Source organism: Rhizobium sp. NXC24 (genome assembly GCF_002944315.1).
GTDB lineage: Bacteria > Pseudomonadota > Alphaproteobacteria > Rhizobiales > Rhizobiaceae > Rhizobium.
On sequence record NZ_CP024314.1, the window covers coordinates 135,130 to 159,063 of the forward strand.

Annotated in this window: 20 protein-coding genes; 11 read left to right on the forward strand and 9 right to left on the reverse strand. The window is 58.7% G+C overall.

The genetic code is table 11. The features are described 5' to 3' along the window. Window positions 1-15: 15 nt before the first annotated feature. Entirely contained in the window at window positions 16-1,149 is a 1,134-nt protein-coding gene (gene alr / locus NXC24_RS24675) for an alanine racemase (RefSeq protein ID WP_104827820.1), read from the reverse strand. Between the two features lie 124 nt (window positions 1,150-1,273). Here alr and NXC24_RS24680 point away from each other — a divergent pair, with 124 nt between their 5' ends. Next, on the forward strand, window positions 1,274-1,738 hold the full coding sequence (locus NXC24_RS24680) for an Lrp/AsnC family transcriptional regulator (RefSeq protein WP_104826063.1): 465 nt from the start codon (window positions 1,274-1,276) through the stop codon (window positions 1,736-1,738). A 458-nt stretch (window positions 1,739-2,196) separates the two neighbouring features. Beyond that, window positions 2,197-3,387 (forward strand): formaldehyde dehydrogenase, glutathione-independent, encoded by a 1,191-nt coding sequence (gene fdhA, locus NXC24_RS24685; RefSeq protein WP_104826064.1) that lies wholly within the window; start codon window positions 2,197-2,199, stop codon window positions 3,385-3,387. Between the two features lie 188 nt (window positions 3,388-3,575). Here fdhA and NXC24_RS24690 read toward each other — a convergent pair whose 3' ends face one another. The 3 genes from NXC24_RS24690 to NXC24_RS24700 are packed head-to-tail and all read right to left on the reverse strand — an operon-like array spanning window position 3,576 to window position 6,540. Then, window positions 3,576-4,013: a TadE family protein gene (locus tag NXC24_RS24690; protein WP_104826065.1), complete on the reverse strand. Its 438-nt coding sequence runs from the start codon at window positions 4,011-4,013 to the stop codon at window positions 3,576-3,578. Further along, window positions 4,010-4,606, reverse strand: a complete 597-nt coding sequence (locus NXC24_RS24695) for a TadE/TadG family type IV pilus assembly protein (protein WP_104826066.1) — start codon at window positions 4,604-4,606, stop codon at window positions 4,010-4,012. Before NXC24_RS24695 ends, NXC24_RS24690 begins: the two co-directional genes overlap by 4 nt. Then, window positions 4,603-6,540 (reverse strand): TadE/TadG family type IV pilus assembly protein, encoded by a 1,938-nt coding sequence (locus NXC24_RS24700; RefSeq protein WP_245464141.1) that lies wholly within the window; start codon window positions 6,538-6,540, stop codon window positions 4,603-4,605. The genes NXC24_RS24695 and NXC24_RS24700 overlap by 4 nt, the downstream gene beginning before the upstream one ends. Before the next feature lie 428 nt (window positions 6,541-6,968). On the opposite strand from NXC24_RS24700, the gene NXC24_RS24705 reads away from it, so the two are divergent. From NXC24_RS24705 to NXC24_RS24725, 5 genes are all read left to right on the forward strand, one after another. Next, a complete protein-coding gene (locus NXC24_RS24705; RefSeq protein WP_104826067.1) occupies window positions 6,969-8,252 on the forward strand; it encodes an FAD-binding oxidoreductase in 1,284 nt (427 codons plus the stop codon). A gap of 10 nt (window positions 8,253-8,262) precedes the next feature. Beyond that, window positions 8,263-9,159, forward strand: a complete 897-nt coding sequence (locus tag NXC24_RS24710; protein WP_104826068.1) for a LysR family transcriptional regulator — start codon at window positions 8,263-8,265, stop codon at window positions 9,157-9,159. 131 nt (window positions 9,160-9,290) lie between these two features. Beyond that, a complete protein-coding gene (locus NXC24_RS24715; RefSeq protein ID WP_104826069.1) occupies window positions 9,291-10,706 on the forward strand; it encodes a VOC family protein in 1,416 nt (471 codons plus the stop codon). 70 nt (window positions 10,707-10,776) lie between these two features. Further along, entirely contained in the window at window positions 10,777-12,339 is a 1,563-nt protein-coding gene (locus tag NXC24_RS24720) for an aldehyde dehydrogenase family protein (RefSeq protein ID WP_104826070.1), read from the forward strand. A 9-nt stretch (window positions 12,340-12,348) separates the two neighbouring features. Beyond that, window positions 12,349-13,587: a pyridoxal phosphate-dependent aminotransferase gene (locus NXC24_RS24725; RefSeq protein WP_104826071.1), complete on the forward strand. Its 1,239-nt coding sequence runs from the start codon at window positions 12,349-12,351 to the stop codon at window positions 13,585-13,587. Window positions 13,588-13,647: 60 nt separating this feature from the next. Here the strand turns inward: NXC24_RS24725 and NXC24_RS24730 are convergent, their stop codons facing one another. The 4 genes from NXC24_RS24730 to NXC24_RS35915 all read right to left on the reverse strand — a co-directional run bounded on the left by NXC24_RS24730 (window position 13,648) and on the right by NXC24_RS35915 (window position 17,576). After that, complete coding sequence (locus tag NXC24_RS24730; protein WP_199773637.1) at window positions 13,648-13,974, reverse strand: hypothetical protein; 327 nt, start codon at window positions 13,972-13,974, stop codon at window positions 13,648-13,650. Beyond that, window positions 13,971-16,265, reverse strand: coding sequence for an FdhF/YdeP family oxidoreductase (locus tag NXC24_RS24735; protein ID WP_104826072.1), 2,295 nt, complete (start codon window positions 16,263-16,265; stop codon window positions 13,971-13,973). The genes NXC24_RS24730 and NXC24_RS24735 overlap by 4 nt, the downstream gene beginning before the upstream one ends. A gap of 125 nt (window positions 16,266-16,390) precedes the next feature. Beyond that, complete coding sequence (locus NXC24_RS35910) at window positions 16,391-17,062, reverse strand: MFS transporter (RefSeq protein ID WP_245464142.1); 672 nt, start codon at window positions 17,060-17,062, stop codon at window positions 16,391-16,393. Next, window positions 16,971-17,576, reverse strand: a complete 606-nt coding sequence (locus tag NXC24_RS35915) for a hypothetical protein (RefSeq protein WP_245464143.1) — start codon at window positions 17,574-17,576, stop codon at window positions 16,971-16,973. Before NXC24_RS35915 ends, NXC24_RS35910 begins: the two co-directional genes overlap by 92 nt. Window positions 17,577-17,931: 355 nt before the next feature. On the opposite strand from NXC24_RS35915, the gene NXC24_RS24745 reads away from it, so the two are divergent. Next, window positions 17,932-19,047 (forward strand): AraC family transcriptional regulator, encoded by a 1,116-nt coding sequence (locus NXC24_RS24745; protein ID WP_104826073.1) that lies wholly within the window; start codon window positions 17,932-17,934, stop codon window positions 19,045-19,047. 105 nt (window positions 19,048-19,152) lie between these two features. Here the strand turns inward: NXC24_RS24745 and NXC24_RS24750 are convergent, their stop codons facing one another. Next, window positions 19,153-19,431, reverse strand: coding sequence for a hypothetical protein (locus NXC24_RS24750; RefSeq protein ID WP_104826074.1), 279 nt, complete (start codon window positions 19,429-19,431; stop codon window positions 19,153-19,155). Between the two features lie 430 nt (window positions 19,432-19,861). Here NXC24_RS24750 and NXC24_RS24755 point away from each other — a divergent pair, with 430 nt between their 5' ends. The 3 genes from NXC24_RS24755 to NXC24_RS24765 all read left to right on the forward strand — a co-directional run bounded on the left by NXC24_RS24755 (window position 19,862) and on the right by NXC24_RS24765 (window position 23,486). Next, entirely contained in the window at window positions 19,862-20,128 is a 267-nt protein-coding gene (locus NXC24_RS24755; RefSeq protein WP_245464144.1) for an MliC family protein, read from the forward strand. Between the two features lie 75 nt (window positions 20,129-20,203). Further along, window positions 20,204-21,121 (forward strand): lysophospholipid acyltransferase family protein, encoded by a 918-nt coding sequence (locus tag NXC24_RS24760; protein WP_104826076.1) that lies wholly within the window; start codon window positions 20,204-20,206, stop codon window positions 21,119-21,121. A gap of 121 nt (window positions 21,122-21,242) precedes the next feature. Further along, on the forward strand, window positions 21,243-23,486 hold the full coding sequence (locus tag NXC24_RS24765; protein ID WP_104826077.1) for a HAMP domain-containing methyl-accepting chemotaxis protein: 2,244 nt from the start codon (window positions 21,243-21,245) through the stop codon (window positions 23,484-23,486). The last annotated feature ends 448 nt before the right edge of the window (window positions 23,487-23,934 follow it).

The following is a 23,934-nucleotide window of genomic DNA, read 5'->3' on the forward strand; positions in this document are numbered from 1 at the left end:
ATGGTGGTCTGTTGCTCAGCGATACCGACGTTCGTAGCGACGGCCGAGGCTGGTCAGGATTTCATAGGAGATGGTGCCGGCGGCTTCGGCGACGTCCTCAAGCGTCTGGTGAGGGCCGAGGACTTCGACGAGGCTGCCAAGCGAAAGCGTGCCGGAGGGGAGGGCGGTGATATCCACGGTAATGCTGTCCATCGAGACACGGCCGACAATCGGCAGACGAACGCCACCATAGAAAACGGCTCCTCGATCACTGAGACTGCGCGGCAGCCCATCGGTATAACCTGCGGCGATCGTGGCGAGCCTGCTCTCGGCAGAAGTCACGCAGGCGCCGCCATATCCGACGCGCGTACCGGCTGGAACTGTTCTCGTCTGGATCACAGCGACATCGAGCCGGACCACCGCCTCCATTGGATTGGCTTTGCCCTGCGTGGGCGCTCCGCCGTAAAGCGCAATGCCGGGACGGGCCAGAAACCCGTGATACTTGCTGCCTAGAAAAACGCCTCCCGAATTGGCGAAGCAGACATCAAGGCCGGGAAAATCGGTCGCGACGAGACGCATTTCCGCGAGCTGATCGGCATTCTGCCTGTTGTCCGCCTCGTCGGCGCAGGCGAGATGGCTCATGATGAAAAGGACTTCGATGTTGCTGCAGCTCTTGAGATCGGTTGCGAGTGCGCTTTTTTCCTCCGGCGAGATGCCCAAGCGCGACATGCCGGTGTCGAACTGCAAAACGGCGGGAAGAACGCGTCCGAGCTTCTGAGCCGTAGACGACCACCGCCGGAACTGCTCAAGCGAGTTGAGAACCGGAACGATGTCGGCCTCGGCACAGCCAATCTCTGATCCCGGCTGCAGTCCGTTGAGCACGAATATTCGCGTATCGTTTGGGAAAAAGGGCCTGAGTTGGATCGCCTCCGAAAAGTGTGCAACAAAGAAATGCCGGCAGCCTTGCGCATAAAGGGCCTTGGAGACCTGTTCGGCGCCAAGACCATACGCATCGGCCTTGACGACGGCTGCGGCTTTTGCGGGCGCGACCGTCGCCGAAAGCTTCCGGTAATTTCGGCACAATGCGGGAAGGTCGATGGTCAGATAGCCGGAAGCCCCGATACCGGCTTCGGTCTGCTGATAGTCTACATGCAGAGTCTGATGATCCATATGCACCCCCTCGGACATGCGAGAAGATATTGAAATATTCTTTGAATATCCCGCCTATTGCTGATCGTTTGTTTCAATGCATGATATTCAGTCGAATAATCTGCGAAAAAATGGAATATTCTGCATGACAGCGATTGACGCGATCGACCGCAATCTCCTCCGCCTGCTGCGGTTGAACGCACGCATGAGCAATGCGCACCTGGCGCAGGAAGTCGGCTTGTCCCCTTCGGCCTGCCTGCGGCGGATCAAATTGCTCGAGGAGGCTGGCATCATCCGCGGCTATACGGCCTTGGTGAACAGCGGCAGTTCCGAGGATACGATCGCGGTGATCATCAACATCACATTGGAACGGCAGACCGAGGAACACCTCGACCGCTTCGAAGCCGCGGTGCGAAAGCATCCCGAGATCCGCGAATGTTTCCTGATGACCGGCGGCTCGGACTATCTGCTGAGAGTCGAGGTGGCAGGCGCGGGTGAGTTCGAGAGAATTCATAAGGAAATTCTCTCCACGCTGCCCGGTGTCCTGAGAATTCACTCCAGCTTTTCAATTCGAAACGTCCTGGCTACCCGGACCAGGGGGCGACGTTGATCCCGATTTGGCAAGTCGGCTGACTGATTATCTGGTAAGCAAGATCGCCAGTTCCGCCCGCTTCATCCTGGAACTTGTTCCGCCGCTGCGCCGCAGATCATATTCGTCGTGCAGAGGGGGAATGTCCTGAACATCCCTTATTCGAATACGTTGTGCCCAACGCCATTGAATGTCCAAGCCAGTCAGGCACTTTTGCTGATGTGCAATAAACTCAAGCCGTAGTGAATTTTTTTGCACAGTCGCGATCGCTATATCGATGGTAGACAATATAGCATCATCGCTTTTAAAGGCGAATTCGCCAGCTTGGTAATTAAAAAATAGAGAGATGAATAGGCGACTTAGATAGAGGCTATGTCGTCGTGAGAATAACCGCGCTCTTATGCGGGAACTGCGGCGCAATTGGAATCCTGCCCGCGGAGGAATGGGCAAGAGAGACTTAACCCAGGAGGAGACAGACTATGAGCAGGAACAGAGGCGTCGTCTACATGCGGCCCGGCAAGGTCGAGGTCCGCGACATCGACGACCCCAAGCTGGAGGCGCCGGACGGTCGCCGTATCGAGCATGGCGTGATCCTCAAAGTGATTTCCACGAACATCTGCGGCTCAGACCAGCACATGGTGCGCGGCCGCACGACGGCAATGCCTGGTTTGGTGCTCGGCCACGAGATCACGGGGGAGATCATTGAAAAGGGTATCGATGTCGAAATGCTGGAGATCGGCGACATCGTCTCCGTGCCGTTCAACGTGGCCTGCGGGCGCTGCCGCTGCTGCAAGTCACAGGACACCGGTGTCTGCCTCACTGTTAACCCTTCGCGCGCTGGCGGCGCCTACGGCTATGTCGACATGGGCGGCTGGATCGGCGGGCAGGCGCGCTACGTCATGGTGCCCTATGCGGATTTCAATCTGCTGAAGTTCCCTGATCGCGACAAGGCGATGGCTAAGATCCGCGATCTTACCATGCTGTCCGACATCCTGCCGACAGGTTTCCATGGCGCGGTGCGCGCGGGCGTCGGTGTCGGCTCTACGGTCTATGTGGCGGGCGCCGGTCCAGTCGGCCTTGCCGCTGCCGCTTCGGCGCGCATCCTGGGGGCGGCCGTTGTCATGATTGGCGACTTCAACAAGGATCGCCTGCAGCATGCTGCTAATGTCGGCTTCGAACCCATCGATCTCTCCAAAAGCGACAAGCTAGGTGACATGATCGCCCAAGTGGTCGGCACGAACGAAGTGGACAGTGCGATTGATGCGGTCGGCTTCGAGGCGCGCGGCCATGCGGGCGGCGAGCAGCCAGCGATCGTGCTCAACCAGATGATGGAGATCACACGCGCAGCAGGCTCGATTGGCATTCCAGGGCTCTATGTGACGGAAGATCCTGGCGCTGTCGACAACGCGGCAAAACACGGCAACCTGTCATTGCGCTTTGGTCTCGGTTGGGCGAAAGCGCAGTCCTTCCACACAGGTCAGACGCCGGTGTTGAAGTACAATCGTCAGCTCATGCAGGCGATTCTGCACGACCGGCTGCCGATCGCCGATATCGTCAATGCGAAGATCATTGCACTCGACGATGCCGCTCAGGGTTACGAGAGTTTTGACCAGGGCGCGGCGACCAAATTCGTCCTCGACCCGCATGGAGACCTGTTGAGGGCTGCCTGAGGTAAAACAGATTGCCACGGCGGAACATTGTCCGTCTGCGATATGAGCCAGGAACCAGGCTTTGCGTGGCACGATGATATGGAAGCTCAGGCCTGGTCTGAGCTTCTATTCAAAGCAGTCGACTACATCCTCATTTGGTTGAGCTAGGTCGATGCTGCGACGTTTGACCTGGGGTCGCACGCCTGCCGTCAGTGATTTGTGTAACACGCATCGGCCGTGAGATTTGTGCCGCCGGACAAGGACATCAGTAGATCCGGCACGACGGTTATGAATTGATAGGTGATCTTCACTTGCGAGAAGCCTGCCAAGCCGTGGCAACTGGCGTCGTGATCGAGCGTGACGGATGCGTCGTCCAGCCCTACGAACCAGCCGGTAGCCGTACTGCGTGCGAAGGCTGCCGCCTTCGACGCACTGTAAGTCCCGCCATCTTCGCATTCCGTCTGCGGAATGCCCATGCATCGCGCCGTTGCAATCGCCGTGTCATGGAGGGCATGGCTCGTCCAGAGCAATCGGCCGAGCTCGATCATCCCGAACAGCATGAGGAAAAAGACTGGCGCAACCAGCGCGAACTCCACCGCACTAGCGCCGGAACGCGACTGCCAAATTTTTCGGATAGCGCGCTTCATTGTGTCCGCACGATCGCGCTGGCGTCAATAAAGTCGCCTTTCACAAGGCCGTAGCCGGAGAACAACGGCGTATAGGCCTGTTTTACCATGACGGAGACAAACCGGCCCGCCCGCCCGCCATCGGGGCAGGACGAACCACAGGATTGCTGCGAGCCCCAATCAAGCGACGACGCGCTGCCGCTCGGACAGTAACAAGCATCGGCTTGGCTGACGTTGCCGCTGATCACAATTTTCGCACCATTGTAGTTGGCGACTGCGCCGTTATTCACATTTACTGATGCCTGCGTATCGCCCGCCGCGTATTCGCTGGCGATCATGGTGGCGATTTTCGTTGCCAGATCGCTGCCATCCTTGCCATCGACCAGATCAGCATTGACCATCGCATAGCTGGCACTGTCGGAAACCGTAGCTTCTAGCTGAAAGCGCGAGAATATGAGCATGCCGAGATCAAGGCTGCCAGCCAAGATGAGGATGAAAACTGGCGCAATCAGTGCAAATTCGACTGCTGCATTACCCGAGATATCTCGCAGAAAATGTCTCAGGCCGGCTCGAAGCTGGAGAGCTTTTTTCCCGGCTACATGGATGAAAATCATTGAACCAATTCCACCTCGCTACTGGTGGCCGACAGAGTGCATTCCGACATCGTCTGTGAACCACCGGACAATGAAATACTTGCGCCAATCAATTGCAGGCAGCCGGTTGCGGCATCACCGATCTGGCCGCCGCCGCCGAAATCGATCAGCCCTTTTGGAAAATAGAACGCGCCGGAAATCTTACCTCTGCCGCCGGAGGTGATTTCCGCGTCTGCATAAGATTTCGATGATTGCGGGCCGATAACCGCAAGATTGGCGTAGGTGCCGCTCTGCGGGGCAGAAAGTGTGATGGCATTGCCGCCGGTCAAACAGAATGCCTTTCCTTTGCATTCCCAATCGGAGGGCGTTTCGGTCCCCGAAATGACGATCGTGACATTTGTCCCGGAAACGGCGATGGAATCGCTGCAGCTAGCGCCCCCGGTATTGACCGAGAAATATCCATCGACCGTATAGACCCCGGCACCCAGCCTGGCGCCGCCCGCGAGGTTGACGCTGCCCGATATGTCGTGCTGTGCGCTTGCGGGAAACGTGATGCAGCTACCACCGCCGCCGCCATTGATGTCGCCGTCGGCGCGGAAAACGCCCTTACCCGTACTGGCATCCGCCATATAGGTGGTCGAGCCGCCACCCACGCCCATCGCGTTGTCGCCGCTGGACTGGCCGATGGTATAGCTGTTGGCCGTTCCGGCTCCGAGCTTCAGGCTAGCGCCATCGCCCGTGTAGAAGCCGGCGTCCAATATGAAGGTGCTGGGTCCATCGATGACGGTTTTTCCTGAGCTGCATAGGCTGTAGCGCGCATCGCCGCAATTGGTGTCGCCCATCCCGAAGTGAAAGGAACCGGCGCCGAATGTCAGATCGGCGCCGTAAACGCCTCCTGCAACATTGTAGGTGCCGTCCCCGAATACCAGCTTCGTGCCGAAATCGTTCTGGATCTTGCCCGAGAAGTTGTAGGTCGTGCTTTTGCTGCCCGAAATATTGAAATTTACCTGAACGTTGCCGTGAACCAGCAGGGAGCCGATATTCACCTCAGAACCGGAGCAGGTGATGTCCCATTTGGTTGTCCAATATTGATTGTAGTTCGCAGGATCGTAGCTGCAGTCGATGGACGTTATGGCGTCTGCGGTTTGCTTTGGGGTCGCGTTGCCGCCAAACTCAATGTTGGTACCCGTGCTCACGGAGACCTTCTTTGGCCACGACGCCTTGCGGATGGTATCGAAGCGTGCGGTAAGTTCGGCTACTCCGGAATTTCCCGAGAGAGGATCCTCTGTGTATTGCTTGGTGACGGGCGCCGCACTTCCATCTGCCTGCACGAGGTTGGTAGACCAAGGGCAAGGCTGCGACGTACCTCCGTAATAGGTGGTACCCTTATTGGTGATCTTCGTTCCGCAGGGGGCGACGACATCACTGTTGGAGTTCACATAGCACTTGCTTGCGCTGACCTGCACGCCGCCGGAGAGAGTGACGCCCGATCCGGATTTGTCCAAGGCGATGATGCAGCCGCTCTCCGCCGAACCTATGGATGAATAAGCTTCAGCCCCGATTTCGAGCTTTGAACTGACGCCGAGAACGGGCGCGAGAAAAAGTGTGTTCGCAGTGGAGATGGTAGCATGCACCGCCTGAACGCGCGCGTCCTTCGGAGAGGTTGTCAGGGAAACGGAAACGCTGCCAGCATCGACACCGTTGAGCTTCGCCACGGCAAGCGCTGCCGCTTTCATCTCGTCTTCCGAACTCGTATCGCTATAGGCGAGCGCGCCGGCATAGGAGGCAAGATCCGCCGTGCGCTGGTTTTCGTTGCGCACCAGAAGCCCGTATCCGTATTCCACGGAGAGAGCAGCAAAGCCGATAACAATCGGCAGGCACAAGGCTGCCATGATCGCGATACCGCCGTCCCGGTTCCGGCAAAGCGACCGCAGTTGATGCAGCGCGATTTTCATTGACTCGTCTCCGTTTGAACGATGAGCTTCAAAAAAGTCGGGCAGGAGGTACAATCGCAGGTGTTGAGCGGCGGAGATTTTCGCTTGCGCTGACTAACTGTCGGGTATTTCTTAACAAAACCCTTTGTTTCTGCTGCGTCGCACCATTGCCGGCGCGATGCGGATAATTATGCCGAAAACGGATAGAATTTCTCGAAGGCCCAGCCATGCAGCATCAATGGGGCCAGTTATCACCTCGCCTTCGCGGGGCGAGACGCTGGACGCGCGAACCGGCTCCCCTCAGGGCGCACCGACCGTCTATCGCTCTGCCGGCGAGGTGTCGAACTCATTCCTGCAGGGAATGATCTCTTGTACATAATGAGATAGTCCGTTCACCGACGCAGCGATATCGTGCTGAAAAACTGCTAACTTTAGGAAGATCGGCGCCGATGTTGAATGATCCGAAATCGCATGGACTGTGGGAAACATCAGCGCCGCCCGCCCCGATCACGGAAGAGCTGAACGATGATGCTCACGCAGACGTGGTCATTGTCGGCGGAGGCTACACAGGATTTTCGGCGGCGATCCATCTTGCAAAACTTGGGATAAAATCAGTTTTGCTTGAAGCGGTGGAGGTCGGGTTTGGCGGCTCCGGAAGAAATGTCGGGCTCATCAATGGCGGCATGTGGGTGATGCCCGACGACATACCCGGCGTCCTCGGTCCAGAATATGGAGAGAGATGTCTTAAGCTCCTATCGGATGCGCCTGTACTCGTTCGCCAGGTTATTGAAGAGCATGAAATCTCATGCCAGTTGGAAAAGAATGGGACGCTTCACCTCGGGGTCGGGCATAAGGGTCTGGAAGAGCTCGAGACCCGTCACCGCCAATGGACCGCGAGAGGAGCGCCGCTTCAACTTCTCGATAGCGATGAGACACGGCGCCGTACCGGCTCGGCCGTGTATTCCGGCGCACTTTTCGATCCGAGGGCCGGTACGCTTCAACCTCTTGCTTATGTGCGTGGCCTGGCACGCGCGGCGATCGCGTCAGGCGTCAAAGTCTACACGAAGAGCCCTGTCTTGGCGGTAGAGCGACGGGCAGATGATTGGCGGGTGGCGACGCGTCGGGGTTCCGTGACTTGCAAATGGATCGTCGTAGCGACCGACGCTTATTCGACCGGGCCGTGGAAAATCGTGCGCGAGGAACAGGTTCATCTCCCCTATTTTAATTTCGCCACGAAGCCGCTTTCCGACAATGTGCGTAAAACGATCCTTCCGAATAGGGAAGGATGCTGGGATACGAAGGAAATTCTCTCGTCTTTTAGAATGGACCAGCGTGGCCGGCTTGTTTTCGGCAGCGTCGGAGCGCTTCGTAACACGGGACATGCAATTCACGAGTCCTGGGCAAAGCGGTCATTGAAACGGGTTTTTCCCCAGCTTGGCGACGTCGAATTCGAAAGTGCCTGGTACGGGAAAATTGGCATGACCTCGGACGCAGTTCCGCGGTTCCATAAGTTTGAAAACAATGTGGTGGGCTTCAGCGGATATAACGGACGAGGCATTGCGCCTGGAACGACCTTCGGAAAGGTCTTGGCGTCTTACATTGCCGGCAATATCGATGATGCAGGCTTGCCACTGCCGATTACCGAACCAAAGTCCGATCCCTTGCGCATGGCGAAGGAGGCGTACTACGAATTGGGCGCGCAGGTAGCACATCTGGCAGGAGCGCGCTTGTAGGAGGGCATGGGTGCAAGTACCGCGAAGATTTTTGCCTTCACTGCCACTGCTCGCTGCTTTTGAAGCGGCGGCTCGTACCGGGAGCGTAACCGCGGCAGCCAAGGAGCTCAATCTCACCCAGAGTGCCGTTAGCCGGCAGATTCGCGCGCTGGAGGAGCAACTCGGTGTGGAGCTCTTTCATCGAGAGCGCCAGACGATCAAGCTCACCGTCGGAGGTGAGGGCTATGCGCGCGAGATCAGGGACGCGCTGCGTAAGATCAGCAGCGCATCGTTGAACCTGCGGGCAAACCCGTATGGAGGGACGCTGAACCTTGCAATATTGCCAACATTCGGCACCCGATGGTTGGCGCCCAGACTACCGGACTTTCTCGCTGAAAATCCTGGAATTACCGTCAATCTCGTCACAAAGATCACGGCGTTCGATTTTCGGTTGGAGCCGGTGGACGCTGCGATTCATTTCGGCGCCGCGGAATGGCCAAGCGGCGAGCTTGCGTTGCTTCGCCAAGAAATCGTCGTTCCAGCATGCAGTCCGAAGCTGCGTGAACAATACAATTTTACGGAGCCCTCGGACATCCGAGCAGCGCCATTGCTCCATCTGACCAGCCGCCCTGATGCTTGGGAACGCTGGATGATGATGAACGGGGTTACGCCGGATTCGGTTCACGGCATGCTGTTCGATCAGTTCGCAACGGCAACCCAAGCCGCAATAGCAGGCGTGGGGGTGGCGTTGCTGCCAAAGTTCCTCATTGAAGAGGAACTCTCTCAAGGCAAGCTGGTCTATGCTCTCGATCTCCAGATGAAGAGCGCCGAGGCGTACTATCTGGTATGGCCTACCGACCGCGCCTCGCACCCGCCGCTGCTTGCCTTCAAGAAGTGGATATTGGCGCAGACCGCCGCCGATCGATGAAAGTTCATTCCTCGTTGGAATAACATCTGACCTATTGCTTGATAGAAATACAAGCACATCGAAGCGAATACTCCTCAACAATCATGATCTCGGAGAATGACCGAGCTCGTAGCAGACTAGAGGAGGCCATCATGGCGATCGACCACGTGCACCCAGATGATGTTCGGAGCCGTTTTTCGCGGGCCATGTCGGAGATGTACCGCACGGAGGTGCCGCAATACGGAACTCTCATGGATCTGGTCGCTGACGTGAACGAAGACACGCTCGCGAACGATCCGGGGCTCCACGACGCGCTTGTTCGCAATGACGAGCTCGATCGCCTGAGCGTCGAACGCCATGGAGCTATTCGCCTTGGCACGGCGGACGAGCTTTTCAATATTCGCCGGGTGTTCGCCGTCATGGGCATGTATCCGGTCGGCTATTATGATTTGTCGGTGGCGGGCATACCCGTTCATTCGACCGCTTTTCGGCCTGTAGACGACGAGGCTCTTCGCCGCAATCCGTTCCGAGTCTTCACCTCCCTGCTGCGCCTGGAACTGATAGCCGACGAAGTATTGCGTGCTGAGGCAGCGGAAATCCTTTCTCGCCGCAAGATCTTTACCGACCGTGCCCTTTTCCTGGTCGATAAGGCGGAAATGGACGGCGGACTTGCCAGCGAAGATGCGGATGAGTTCGTCCGGGAGGTCTTGGAAACGTTCCGTTGGCACAGCGATGCCACCGTCACCCTCGCCACCTACAAGCGCCTGCATGATGCTCATCGGTTGATCGCGGATGTCGTCAGCTTCAAAGGGCCGCATATCAACCACCTCACGCCTCGGACGCTTGATATCGATGCTGTTCAGGAAGGCATGCCCAAGCGCGGCATCAGTCCGAAAGCAGTCATCGAGGGTCCGCCGCGTCGACGGTGCGCCATTCTTCTCCGCCAGACGAGCTTCAAGGCACTTGAGGAGAACATCAAATTCAAACCAGCCGCAGATGGTGGTTCGTCCGGAACGCACACGGCGCGGTTCGGCGAGATCGAGCAGCGAGGCGTAGCCCTGACGGCCAAGGGCAGGAAGCTGTATGACGAGCTTCTTGCGTCTGTTCGTAGTGACGTTCAAGTGGCGTCGACCGGTGGCAACTCGGGAGATTACAACAGCCAGCTCGTCGAAACGTTCAGGCAGTTTCCCGACGAGTGGCGTGAGTTGCGCACGAAGGGCTTGGCGTTCTTCCGGTATTCCGCGACCGAAACCGGATTGAACAACGTCGCCGGTGGTCGCCTTCCGTCGAACTTGGATGCGCTGATCGACGCCGGATACGTCAGATTCGATCCGATCGTCTACGAGGATTTCCTTCCGGTCAGCGCTGCGGGGATCTTCCAGTCCAACCTCGGCACCGATGTGCAACAGAACTATTCGGAGAGCTCGAACCGGGTAGCGTTCGAACAAAGTCTGGGTGCCGCCGTCCAAAACGAACTGGATCTTTACGCCGATGCCGAACGACGCTCGCTCGACCTAGCCTACGAAGTCCTGGGGCTTGGGCAGCCGGCCCAACGCCTTATCGCGTAGGGCGGCAGCAAAGCCACGCAATCGATGCGCAACAATACAGTTTCAATGTAAAAGAGAAAAAGGGAAGCAAATGTCGACAGCTCTCGCTCACCAGACAGCCGGCACATCCATTCAGTCGCTGCAGGCCGAAACACACCAGCTCTTGAGTGAACTCGGCGTCACCCCCCAGGCCTATGCGGATGGTGAAATCTGTGCTCGCACGCCCATCACCGGCGAGCCCCTTGGCAATGTCAAGAATATCCCGGTCAGCGAAGCATCCGCCCGCGTCGCCAAAGCCCATGAGGCCTTCCTCGCTTGGCGGAATGTGCCGGCTCCCAAGAGGGGCGAGCTCATTCGACTTCTCGGCGAGGAGTTGCGGGCCAACAAGCAGGCACTCGGACGTCTGGTTTCCATCGAGGTCGGCAAGATCACATCCGAAGGTCTGGGCGAAGTCCAGGAGATGATCGATATCTGCGACTTTGCCGTCGGTCTCTCCCGTCAGCTATACGGCCTGACGATCGCCACGGAACGCGCCGATCACCGGATGATGGAAACCTGGCATCCGCTCGGGGTGATCGGTATCATTACCGCCTTCAACTTTCCCGTTGCCGTCTGGGCGTGGAACGCGGCACTCGCGCTCGTCTGCGGCAATAGCGTCGTCTGGAAGCCCTCTGAAAAGACAATGCTGACTGCGCTCGCGACTGAGGCAATCTTCAACCGGGCGCTCGAACGCTTCAAGGCTGAAGGGGGAGAAGCCCCCGAAGGACTCGCGCAGATTCTCGTCGGTAACCGCGAGGTCGGCGAGATACTCGTGGACGATCACCGGGTTCCGCTGGTGTCCGCGACGGGTTCCACCGCCATGGGGCGGGCCGTCGGCCCCAAGCTTGCCAATCGCTTCGCGCGGGCAATTCTCGAACTCGGCGGCAACAATGCCGCCATCGTTACTCCCACCGCCGATCTGGATCTGACGCTGCGCGGCGTCGCGTTTGCGGCAATGGGAACGGCGGGGCAGCGCTGCACGAGCCTCCGGCGCCTTTTTGTGCACGAGAACGTATACGACCAGCTCGTCGATCGGCTGAAGAAGGCATACTCCTCCGTCACGGTCGGCAACCCGCTGGATGGCAATCTCGTGGGACCGCTCATCGACAAGGCCGCCTTCGATGCCATGCAGGCCGCGCTTCAATCCGCCAAGAATCTGGGCGGCGAGGTATCGGGCGGAGTGCGGCACGATGTCGGCCAGGAAAACGCATATTACGTTCGGCCTGCCCTCGTCGAAATGCCGCGGCAGGAAGGGCCGGTCGAGAACGAGACCTTCGCACCCATCCTCTACGTCATGAAGTACCGCGACTTCGATGAGGTCTTGAAGCTTCACAACGCCGTCCCACAAGGACTTTCCTCGTCGATCTTCACCAATGACATGCGCGAGGCGGAACTCTTCATCTCGGCACGCGGATCGGACTGCGGTATCGCCAACGTCAACATCGGTCCTTCCGGCGCCGAAATCGGTGGTGCTTTCGGTGGCGAAAAGGAAACCGGTGGCGGCCGCGAATCCGGATCGGATGCGTGGAAGGCCTACATGCGCAGGGCTACCAACACCATCAATTATGGCCGCACCTTGCCACTCGCCCAGGGTGTCAAGTTCGACGTCGAGTGAGAGGCCGCGATGAACAGCGTAGCTCAGGCCACAAGCTTCAGGCCCTCGGACCGGCTGTCGCAGATCGGTGTGTCGGAAATCCTCAAAATAACGGGGCTCTCGAACGAACTTAAGCGCCAAGGCCGCGACGTGATCGTCCTTGGCGCCGGCGAGCCCGACTTCGACACGCCGGAAAACATCAAGGAGGCGGCGGTCCGGGCGATCGCCGCCGGCCAGACCAAATATACGGCTCTCGACGGGACAGCCGAACTCAAAGCTGCGATACGTCACAAATTCAAGACCGAGAATGGCCTGGAATTTGAGCAGAGCGAGATCACGGTCGCGGCCGGTGCGAAACAAGTGATCTATAACGCGATGATGGCCACGCTCGATCCGGGCGATGAGGTGATCATTCCTACGCCGTTTTGGGTGACCTACGCTGATATAGTGATCATTGCTGGCGGCAAGCCAGTTCTTGTTCCATGCAAGGAAGAGAACGGGTTTCGTCTTTCTCCGGAAGACCTCGAAGCAGCCATCACGCCGAAGACCCGCTGGCTGATGCTCAACTCGCCGTCAAACCCGTCTGGTGCGGCCTACTCCGAGGCCCAATATCGTCCGATCCTCGACGTTTTGTTGAAGCATCCGCAGGTGTGGCTGATGGTCGACGATATGTATGAGCACATCGTTTACGGCGACTTTCGGTTCGTTACGCCGGCGGCGATCAAGCCAGAGCTTAGAAACCGCACGCTCACTATCAACGGTGTCTCCAAGGCCTATGCAATGACCGGCTGGCGGATCGGATATGCAGGCGGCCCCGCGGCGCTCATCAAGTCCATGGCGGTGGTCCAGAGCCAGTCGACGTCCTGCCCATCCTCGATCAGTCAAGCCGCTGCCGTTGAAGCTTTGACCGGGCCGCAGGACATCCTCCTTCAGCGTCGCAAGTCCTTCGAGGAGCGCCGTGACCTGGTCGTGAAGGCTCTAAACAATATCGAAGGCATCACCTGCCGGGTTCCGGAAGGCGCATTCTATACATTCTCGAGCATCGCCGGGCTTATCGGTCGAAAGACGCCGGAGGGACGAGTGGTCGAAAGCGATTCCGTTTTCGCTGACTACCTCCTTCGAAGCGCAGAGGTGGCGGTCGTTCCGGGTTCGGCATTCGGTCTCGCCCCATATTTCCGCATATCCTATGCGACCTCGCTTGCGGAACTCGAAGACGCTTGCAAACGAATTGGCGCTGCCGTCGCGAAACTTCGACCTGAAGGCCGGTAACTCCATACCGAACCTTCAGACAGGTCTCCGGTCCTTCTGGCTGCCGCACGACGACGGCCGTCAGGCCTTCTCCGAGATCCGGATGCGGCACGCCGATGATAGCATCGCGCGGCCATTCGCTGTCAGATGAAAATGACTGCGAAGGGTGCGGGGGTCCCGTTTGGCAATCACCAAAAACCCGCCGACTGCGTCCAAGACATTGAGCTCGCGCAGCACGAGAGCATGCTCGACACCAAGTCGCTTCGAAAACGTTCGACTGTCCGAGGCGATGTCGAGCGCACAAGCGACGAGCAGTGCGCCCTGCAGTCCGGTGAGGTGCCTGTTCACCTGAACGAGGTTTTCGACCAGATCCAAGAATACCTGCGGCTCGGTCGCGATGTCGTTCAAGATGCCTCGCGGGTCCGTAACGACACCATGATCGATTTCGACGTTGGCGTGTCGCTTTCTTCGCCGGCGCTGGCGAGCGGTACCAGAACGTTCAGCTCCGGATAATAGCCGGCGATGCTGCCACGCGGAATATCGTAGGGGACGAGCCGGAAATCCGCTGCTTTCCGCTCCACGCCGTCGCTGTATTCGCCGATGACATCCACGCGCTCGCCGCTCCCGGCGCCCAGCGCAGCCAGGTCGTCGGGGTTGATGAAAATCACCTGCCGTTCGCCATAGACCCCGCGATAGCGGTCGTCGAGACCATAGACCGTAGTGTTGTACTGGTCGTGCGAGCGGAATGTCTGAAGCGCGAAGCGTCCGCCGCCTTTGCGCGCCCGTTGATGGACGGTTTCCTCCGGCAGGCTGCCGGAAGAGAAGGTCGCCTTGCCGGCTGTCGTATTCCACTCGCGATGCGCCGCACTGTTGCGCAGATGAAAGCCGCGTGGCTTGCGCAGACGCTCGTTGTAGCGCTCAAAACCGGGAATCGTCGCCTCGATGTGGTCGCGGATACGATCGTAGTCGTTGGCGAGCCGATCCCAGTCGACATGCGCGTCGCCGACGGTCGCGGCGGCAATGCCGGCGATGATGGCGACTTCCGAGAGCAGGTGCGGCGACGCAGGGCGATTGATGCCGGCCGAGCCATGAACCATGCTCATGGAATCCTCGACGCTTATGAGCTGGGACTGCCCGTCCGCGTTCAGATCCATTTCCGTGCGCCCCAGGCAGGGCAGAATGAAAGCGATTTCGCCCGGCATCAAATGCGAATGGTTCGGTTTGGTCGCGATATGAACCGTAAGCTTCAGGTGACGGAGTGCCTTCTCCACCAGCGCGCTATCGGGCGTCGCCCGGGCGAAATTGCCGCCGAGGCCGATGAACGCCTGCGCCGATCCGTCGAGCATTGCGCCGATCGCCGCCAGGACATTGTGTCCGTGTTCCCGCGGTACCGCGAAGCCGAACTCCTTCTCCAGGGCAGCAAGAAAATCCTCCGGCGGCTTTTCGTTGATGCCGACGGTGCGGTCGCCTTGAACATTGGAATGGCCGCGCACCGGGCAAAGACCGGCACCGGGTTTGCCGATATTGCCGCGCAGGAACATGAAATTGGCGATTTCGCGGATCGTCGCGACGGAATGCACATGTTGCGTCACACCCATCGCCCAGGTGAAAATGACGCGTTCGGCATTGATGTAGACGGCCGCGGCCTGCTCGATCTCTGCGCGGCTCAGACCGGATTGGTCCTCGATGTCGGCCCAGCTCGTTGCCTCCACCGCGGCGCGATAGTCTGCGAAGCCGGCGGCATGCTCGGCCAGAAAGGCCTGATCCAGAATCGACGGTAGGCCGGCGGCGATTGCCGCATCGTCGGCCGCAAACACGGCCTTGCTCATGCCGCGCACGGCAGCCATGTCGCCGCCGAGTTGCGGTTGAAAATAATGGCTGGCAATCTCGGTCGATCCGCCGCGCAGCATCTCCACCTTGTCCTGCGGATCGGAAAAGCGCTCCAAGCCCTTCTCGCGGACCGGGTTGAACACGACGACCCGGGCGCCGCGCATTGCGGCGCGTCGGAGATCGCCGAGCATGCGCGGATGGTTGGTGCCCGGATTCTGCCCGATCACGAAGATTGCGTCCGCTTCTTCGAAATCTTCGAGAAGCACCGTTCCCTTGCCGACACCGATCGCCTGCTTTAAGGCGACGCCACTCGCCTCGTGGCACATGTTGGAGCAATCGGGAAAATTGTTGGTGCCATAGAGCCGCACGAAGAGCTGATAGAGGAAGGCTGCCTCGTTGCTCGCACGCCCCGACGTATAGAATTCGGCGCGATTGGGGTTGTCGAGGCCTTTCAGCACCGAGCCGATTTCGGCAAAAGCTTCCTCCCAGGCCACCGGCAGATAGCGGTCGCTTGCCGCATCGTACCGCATCGGATGAGTCAGGCGGCCGTTCAGTTCAAGCTCATAGTCGCTGAGGCGCCGCAGCTCCGAAACGGTATGGGCGGCGAAGAAAGTAGGGTTTGCACGCTTCTCCGTCGCCTCCCATGCCACCGCTTTGACGCCGTTCTCGCAAAATTCGAACGAGGAACCGTGTTCTGGATCGCCCCAGGCGCAGCCCGGGCAATCGAAACCATCAGGCTGATTGGCGCGCAGCATCGCGCGTGCACCCGAAAGCGGCGCTCCGCTTTGCAACAGTCGCTTGCCGCAGCTCTTCAGCGCGCCCCAACCGCCGGCCGCCGATGACTTTTTTCCAATAAAATCAGTGCTCATGACGCATCTATTTGCTGCGGCGCAGCAAAGGTCAAGATTACTTACCTAATGGCTTGATAGAATTTTCCTATCGGAAATCGCAAACGTACTTCTGGGTTCGACAACCACATCGCACATTGGCGCCTTCAAGGCTCGGATGCTGTCAACACTCTTGACTGGCGAGCGCCGAACAACAGGACGACAGCGGCAAAGAGAGCGACCAAGGAAGCAACGTGGAGCACGGTTCGAAAGCCGTAGGCCTGTGCGATGATCCCCACCGCCGGGCCTGCGAGCACGCCGCTAATCATCAGCGTATTCCAGTAAATTGCGGTGGCACGCGCCGGACGGCCTTCGGCGTAGGACTGCACAAAACTGATGCCAAGACTGGCATAGAGCCCATAGTAGAGCCCCTCCATTGCCGCACCGGCCACCATTTGCGGAAAAGTCTGGACCGACGCCAGAACCTGGATTGCGACAACGGCTAGCAGCGTCGTGGCCATCAAGGGCTTCCGAATTCCAAACTGGGCCATCAGAAGCGGGGTTGAAAAAATCGCGAATACTTCGACGAAGGTTTTTACGGTGAAGGCCGTCCCGGGTGCATAGCCGGGCAGCCCGACCTCCTGCACGTAGAAAAGAGGCAAGGTCGAAAACGTCAGGGAGTGTGCGGACGACAGGCAGAACACAAATGTTGCAGCCAGCCAAAGTCCGGGATTTGCGTTACCGCCCTCACGGTTTTCCGGGACGCTTTCCTTGGGCTTGGCCGTAGCATTTTGTGGCTTCACACACCACCAAAGCGCCAACCAGACGAGTCCGAGCAAGACGCAGCATCGGAAGACCGCGGCCTTGCCGAATTGATCTGCGACGAGAAAGGAGACCGCCTCCGACCATCCAGGCCGTGGATGTCGTGGCACGCATGAAGGCGTTAAGCCGGCGATTTTCGATCTGGTGCTTCGCGGCCAAACCGCCGCCAAGGCTGAACATCGTCGATACGGCGCTGGTGCTCACCCCGAACCCGATCACGCCGAAGGTCAGCACCGTCCAGAGAGACGGAACGATTGACAAAGAAAGGTTCGCCGAGAGGTAGCCGGCCAAGGCGATCCCGATCAGCGGAAAGGCATTTTTTCCACGGTCGATACGACCGGCAAACTGACGATTGATAGCAATCGCCAAACACGACAGGGCGCCCGCATAGATGCTGATCGTCCACGGGGGCTGTTTCAGACCTTCGACGATGAAGAAGCCCATGAATGGCGCGATCATCGCGTTGCAGACTGTTCCCACGAACAACAGGAGCAGAAAGGGAAGCAGAGCTTTTAAATGAGGGTGAGCCATGAGGACCAATGCGAGCTGGTGGGACGCTCTGCATCGCACGGCTTAAAGTTCTAGGCAATCGCGATGCTTCGGCAGCTTTCGCCTATCCGTAAATCAAATGGCTGAGCTCCAATTATTTGCGAGGATCGGCGATGAGGTAAGGTTCGGACATGCGTTGCTTGCTGTCATCGCAACTGTTTCTTATGGCGTTATACGTTCGATTTCTGACTGACATTCGCCGGCTTTAAGCCTGATAGCAGTATTGGTTCCGTCCGGCCGCACTGAATTATCGATATTCGAATGGGCTCAGGATGCTGACAATCCTTGTTCCCGCTGGGTTTTTTATTCCATTGCTATTCAGCCCCCGAGAGGCGAAATGAGTGTTGAAGCCGCGCCCGATACAGACGGGCAGCCATTGTTGTTTGATATCGCCGCTTTTGACTCACCGCAGCAGGGATTCGAGCGGTTATGTGAGCTGATTGTCGACATCTGCGACGCGACGATGCTGGGCGAGCCGGAGAATTTCCGCTTCGCCGCCAGTACGTTGCATCTTGGCAGCGCGTTGTTGCTGGAAAGTCGGTCGAGCGCCTTGCGCTATAACAGGACGCCTGAGCACGTCGCGCGGGGCCTCGACCATTTTCAGCTCGTCATGTATCTCGGCGGTGGCGCTGAATTCATCGCTGGCGAACACACCTTTCTGCAGCGAGCGGGCGATGTCTCGCTGATCAATATGAGCAAACCCCTCCTGACGCGGGAGATTCCGGGGGATGACGGCGTCGTCCAGGTTTTGAGCTTCATGCTTCCTCGGCCCCTGCTTGCGCCTCTGTTCGCTGCGATCGAAAACGTTCCGACTATCGTCGTTGCAAGGCGCGAGGCGGCTTTTGGAACGTTGATCGGCGAACATATGCTGACGCTGCGGCGTTGCGCGACTCAGCTCACGCAGGCGGAGCGCCAAGCAGCGGCGCAATCGCTGGCGCAACTCGCGGCCGGTGGCATGGAGTGGCGCGCCGACAACGCCGACCCTCTGCCACGCTTATCGCAGGAAGCGCTGCGAACCCGGATCAAACGGCATATCGAGGAGAATCTCGGCACGGACTCGCTCGACGTGCCGAACCTTTGCCGCCGCTTCGCCTTGTCGCGCGCAAGCCTCTATCGCCTGTTCGCACCGCAGAGCCCGGCGAGCTACATTCAGCAGCGCCGGCTGCATCGCGCCTTCGCCATCCTCGTTACGCCAGCGTTCCGCCCTTGGCGGGTCATCGACGTCGCCATCGAATGCCAGTTCAGCTCGGACGCGACCTTCATCCGCGCCTTTCGTCGCGAGTTTGGCATCACGCCCGGCGAGGCGCGAGAGCGCGCGCTGCGGACCTCCAACGCGCCTCGCGACGATCACCCGGCCGAGCCGCATCCCGATGCCGAATCGGCGCGCTGGGTGGCTCAGCTCACGGGCGCCATGCCGCAACTTTCGACGCTTCGCGGCGACCGCAAGCCGTAGCGGGCGGACAGACGGGCCAATTGCCTCCGCAATAATTCGAAGCACGAATCCAACAAAAAGGCGCCCGAGCGGGCGCCTTCAAAAGGTGGTTTCCGGCGCGCGCGATCAGTTGGCGGCACCCATACCGGCCTGCACCTCGACGATCGCCTGATTGACCAGGTCAATCGCGTTGAGACGGTGGCCCCCCTTGTTGGTCGCGCCCTTCTGCAGCGATGATTTCGCCGCAAGCAGCGAGCTGAGTGCCGACTGCATATAGGGCTGATTGGCGCCCCATTGGGCTTCGGCATGGCTCGGTTGCAGGACGATCACCGCGCTCGAAGCAAAGGCCATTCCAAGGCAAAAGGCGATCGCCGTACGGCGCGGCAATAAAGACAAAGATTTCATCAACGACTCCATTAAATCTAAATTTCGTGGCGAGAGATCAATCACTTACGTCGCGCAAGATACGTGGGCGGTAATGAAGGGCAATCACTGGAGCGCATATTTGTGAGGCCAGCAATGAAATTGATACGCTCAGAAAACTTCGCTGAGACGCTTGGCAAATACTTGATGTATTATCGCTCAACCGAAGGCCGGCGATGCGCGTATTTACCCAAGAAGGTTTTAATATCGTCGGGCTGAGCCGCCTTCCCTCGGCGCTTCGCGGCGAACGGAAACATTAGCCGTTCGCCTAGAGGAATGAGACGGTGCGCAAGGCGCGATGGGACATACGGCAAAGCCGCCGTTCCCATCTTCCGCTAGCGTCCATGCTTTCCAACGCAAGGAGATCAGCGTGAACGGGATCGGCATGGCTATTTTTGGAGCGCTAGGCGCAATGTTTTTGCTGAGCGCGGCCCCTGCTTTCGCGGAGGACCAGGTCGGTCTGTTTTATCGTTGCGACGACGGCACGGCCTTGACGGCAAGCTTCCTGAATTCAAGCAACGAGGCCCTCATCACGACAGGCGGGCGCAGCTACCGCTTGCCGCAGGCGAGATCCGGTTCAGGCGCGCGCTACACGGATGGCAGCGTGGTTTTCTGGATCAAGGGCAGAGACGCGCAACTGGAAGCGCCCGGTCGATCGACCAACTGCCACACGCGATAAGTTCAAGCATCAATCGAGAAGCTGAAATCACCGCGCCTCTGCGAAGCTGCGGGGCATTTGACATGGGTTGAACACATGACCGCAAGCCTGCTTTCCTACGCCAACGACAAGGATCATTTCGCTAAGCGCATGGCCATTCGTGGCATCGAAACTGCACTAGGCCGCCGCGCGGTGGAAAAAGTCTTTGAACGCTGGCGCGTCGATGTTCACGGTGTTTCTCAACATCCATTCGGTCGCATACTGGAAATGTATGGCATCGACTTCCGCATCAAGGGCGAGTGGCCGCTGCGTAAGATACCCGATGGCCCGATCGTGATGGTCGCCAATCATCCCTTCGGCGTGGCCGATGGCATGGCGCTCGGCGCCATTGCCGAACATTTCGGCCGGCCTTATCGGGTAATCGTCAACGAGCGCATGATGAAGGTGCCGGAATTTCGGCCTTATATCCTGCCGATCTCTTTCGATGAGACTGCCGAGGCGATGGAGGTTAATCTCTCCACCCGCAATGAGGCGATCAGGCTGCTGCGCGACGGCGTCACGATCGGCATTTTCCCCTCCGGCGGCGTGGCAACAGCGCCGCGCGGCTTCGGGCCGGCCGAGGAACTACCGTGGAAGATGTTCCTGGCGAAACTCATTCAGATGGGCAAGGCGAATGTGCTGCCGATCTTTATCGAAGGGCAGAACAGCCTGCTTTTTCAAATGATGAGCCGCGTATCGCCGACGGTGCGCCTGGCACTGCTGTTCAACGAATTCCACCGCCTGTCGCAGCGATCCATCACCGCTCGCGTCGATTGCCTGATGCCCTGGAGCGAGCTTGCCGCCATCCGCGATCGCAAGGCCGTCATGGATCATATCCAGGAAAGGGTTATCGCCATGCGGCCCTATGACCGGCGGCGCCTGTCTCCGGCTGCGCTGCGGGCCCAGCAACAACACTGGCTCTGGCGTGAAGGCGGCATCAGCACCGGATCGGAGATAACTGGCATTTCCAAGTGAAAGCTATAGTGCCGGGAGGTCACGACGGCGCCTCGCGATATCTAACGACATTATGTCGACATTCATGCAAATTTAACCTCATTAGTAGCAGTATTTGGCATTGCTTGCTGGGGTTACAAAAATGTGGGCTGTTTTAGCGGCGAAATTCAATTGGACGATCAGTAGAAAGATCCCGGTGTTGATGGTCGGGGTTACCGTGCTAGTCTGCGGCACCGTGGCTGGTTACGCGGGCCTGACGTCATTCTCGACCGCTAGAAGCCTGATCGGAACTCACCTGGAATATGTTGCCAGTACCAAGCGGAATATACTGGCAACCAAGCTGGATATGTCCAAGCTCGATATCGAGGGTCTGGCCGTCAATCCGGCGCTGGTGAAATCATTCGACAACATGATTACCGGCTACAAGATCCTGCCGCAGGAACAGGCAGCCGCCTTGTCCAAACTCAAGGCCTCAGGCGAAGATCTCAAGGGCGGCGCGACGCCGAAGGCGCAATTCTATCTGGATGCCTACAAGCAGATCGACGTCTGGCTGAAATCCCTGGGTTCCGAGCATGGCTACTCCAACATTCTGCTCATCAACGCAAAAGGGGAACTTATATACAGCACCGGGACGGATCCGCTCGGCGCGGTTGCGCCCGATAGCCCGATCGCTCAAGCCGTACGACTATCTCAGGGCCAGCGGCGGGCGGTGATGACGGATTTCTCCCCGCCGTCGAAAGAAGGACCGGGCTTGGCCTTTTTTGCGATCGGGGTCGCCAACGCGATGATCCCCGACGAGCGTGGGGGCACGCTGGTCGTCGCCATCGGCACGAATGTCATCGATGCGATCATGCATGACAGCGCCGGCTTCAGCGCGCAGGGCGAAGCGCTTGTCGCAGGAAGCGACGGCCTGGCGCGCTCGACATCGCGTTTCTCCGGAACCAGCAATGCGTCGTTGGAGGTCGACAAGAGCTTGCTCGCCCCGAAAGCCTCGTTCAGCGTCTATCGCGATCAGGAAGTCCTCGCAGCGTCTGAGCCGCTGTCATGGGGTGGACAGAACTGGTCGGTTATTGCGGTCGAGCCGACGACGGCGGTCTTTGCGCCGGCAGTAGACATGCTGTGGAAAATCCTCGCCATCACTGCGGCGACAGCGCTTTTCACGCTGTTGCTGGCCGTTGTCGCATCCCGCTCCATTTCCGGGCCGATCGTCCGGCTGGTGGCGGAAATGAAAAGGCTGGCCTCCGGGGACACCAGCGGTGATGTGGAAGGAACGACCCGCACTGACGAGGTCGGGGACATGTCCCGAGCGGTTCTCGTCTTCAAGGACAATGCCGTTGCCAAGAGGGTTGCAGAAGAGGACGCGCGAAGAACCGAAGCCGAGGCGGAAAGCGAACGCAAGGTCATGGAGGCCGACCGGCTTGACAGGTCTCGTATTCAGGCCGGTGTCGTCGCTGAAATCGGCAGCAGCCTGTCCGCCCTTGCCAACGGCACTTTATCCCACAAGATCGCTATGAAATTCCCGGCGGACTATCAGCAACTGAAGGATGACTTCAATGAAGCGGTGACGCAGCTCAGTCATACCGTGCTGACCGTTTCTACGCAGGCAAAGTCGATTTCTTCGATTGCCGATGAGATGAGCGGCGCGATGGACACGCTTGCCACGCGAACGGAGCATCAAGCCATCGTTCTCGAAGGCGCCGTCAACACGCTGCACGCGGTCTCCACGGACGTCAATCGAACCGCCGAGGCGGCTAACAAGGCCAATACAATCGTTGCCGAGGCGCACTCGGCCGCCTCCTCTTCCGACGAGATCGTGTCCCAGGCGATTGCCGGCATGGGCCAAATCGAGGATTCCTCGCGGCAGATCGCCAGCATCGTCAACGTCATCGACGAAATTGCTTTCCAGACCAACCTTCTGGCATTGAATGCCGGTGTGGAGGCCTCGCGCGCCGGTGACGCCGGAAAGGGTTTTGCCGTCGTCGCTTCAGAAGTTCGCGCGCTGGCGCAGCGCTCCGCCGACGCCGCGAAGGAGATCAAGGAATTGATCAATACCTCGTCGCGGCGTGTCGAGCGGGGAACTCAGCTTGTCAGTTCCACCGGCGAACTGCTGAAGACAATCGCCGGCCAAATCGATCTCATCAAGTCGGTCGTCTCGAATATCGCCTCGACTGCATCCAATCAGGCGACGCATCTCGGCGCATTCGGTGCGACGATCAAGGAAATCGACATGTCGACGCAACAGACGGCGGCAATGGCGGAGGAATCGACGGCAGCTTGCAGGTCCTTGGCGGAGGAAGCGACCCATCTGCTGCATCTTATCAGCCAGTTCGATCTCGATGAGAATGCCGTGCAGGCCGAGCAAGCCGCTCGTGCCAAGGTCGCTTAATTGCCATCTCTGAGGATGTGCATGCGCCGAAGATAGCCGGCCACGAAGAAGCCGGGGACAAGCCTCGGCGCGAAAGGCATCCGGATGCTTTGCCGGCAGCTCGGAAAATCCTTTGATCTCGTATTTGCGGCCGTTCCGCGGGCGGCGGCATTTTCCGCCCATTTAACGGGCTCGTCGAACATCGGGCCGCGCCCGTGTAGGCCGCACTCATACGCAACTTTTATCTAGGCGCCCGCCGGCGGAAGCTATGGTCTGAGGCCAAGCCTTCGCCTGTTTGGATGCGGCTGCGCGTCGAAAAACGGCGCCGCAGCGGCGAAAATCAAAAATAAGGCTTGACTATGTCGACGGGTAGTCGACAATATAATCCAGTCGACATGCAGCCGACAGAAATTGAACGAGATCCAGCAGACCGAGGACGGGTTCAACTTTTTGCTTGACTTTGTCGACA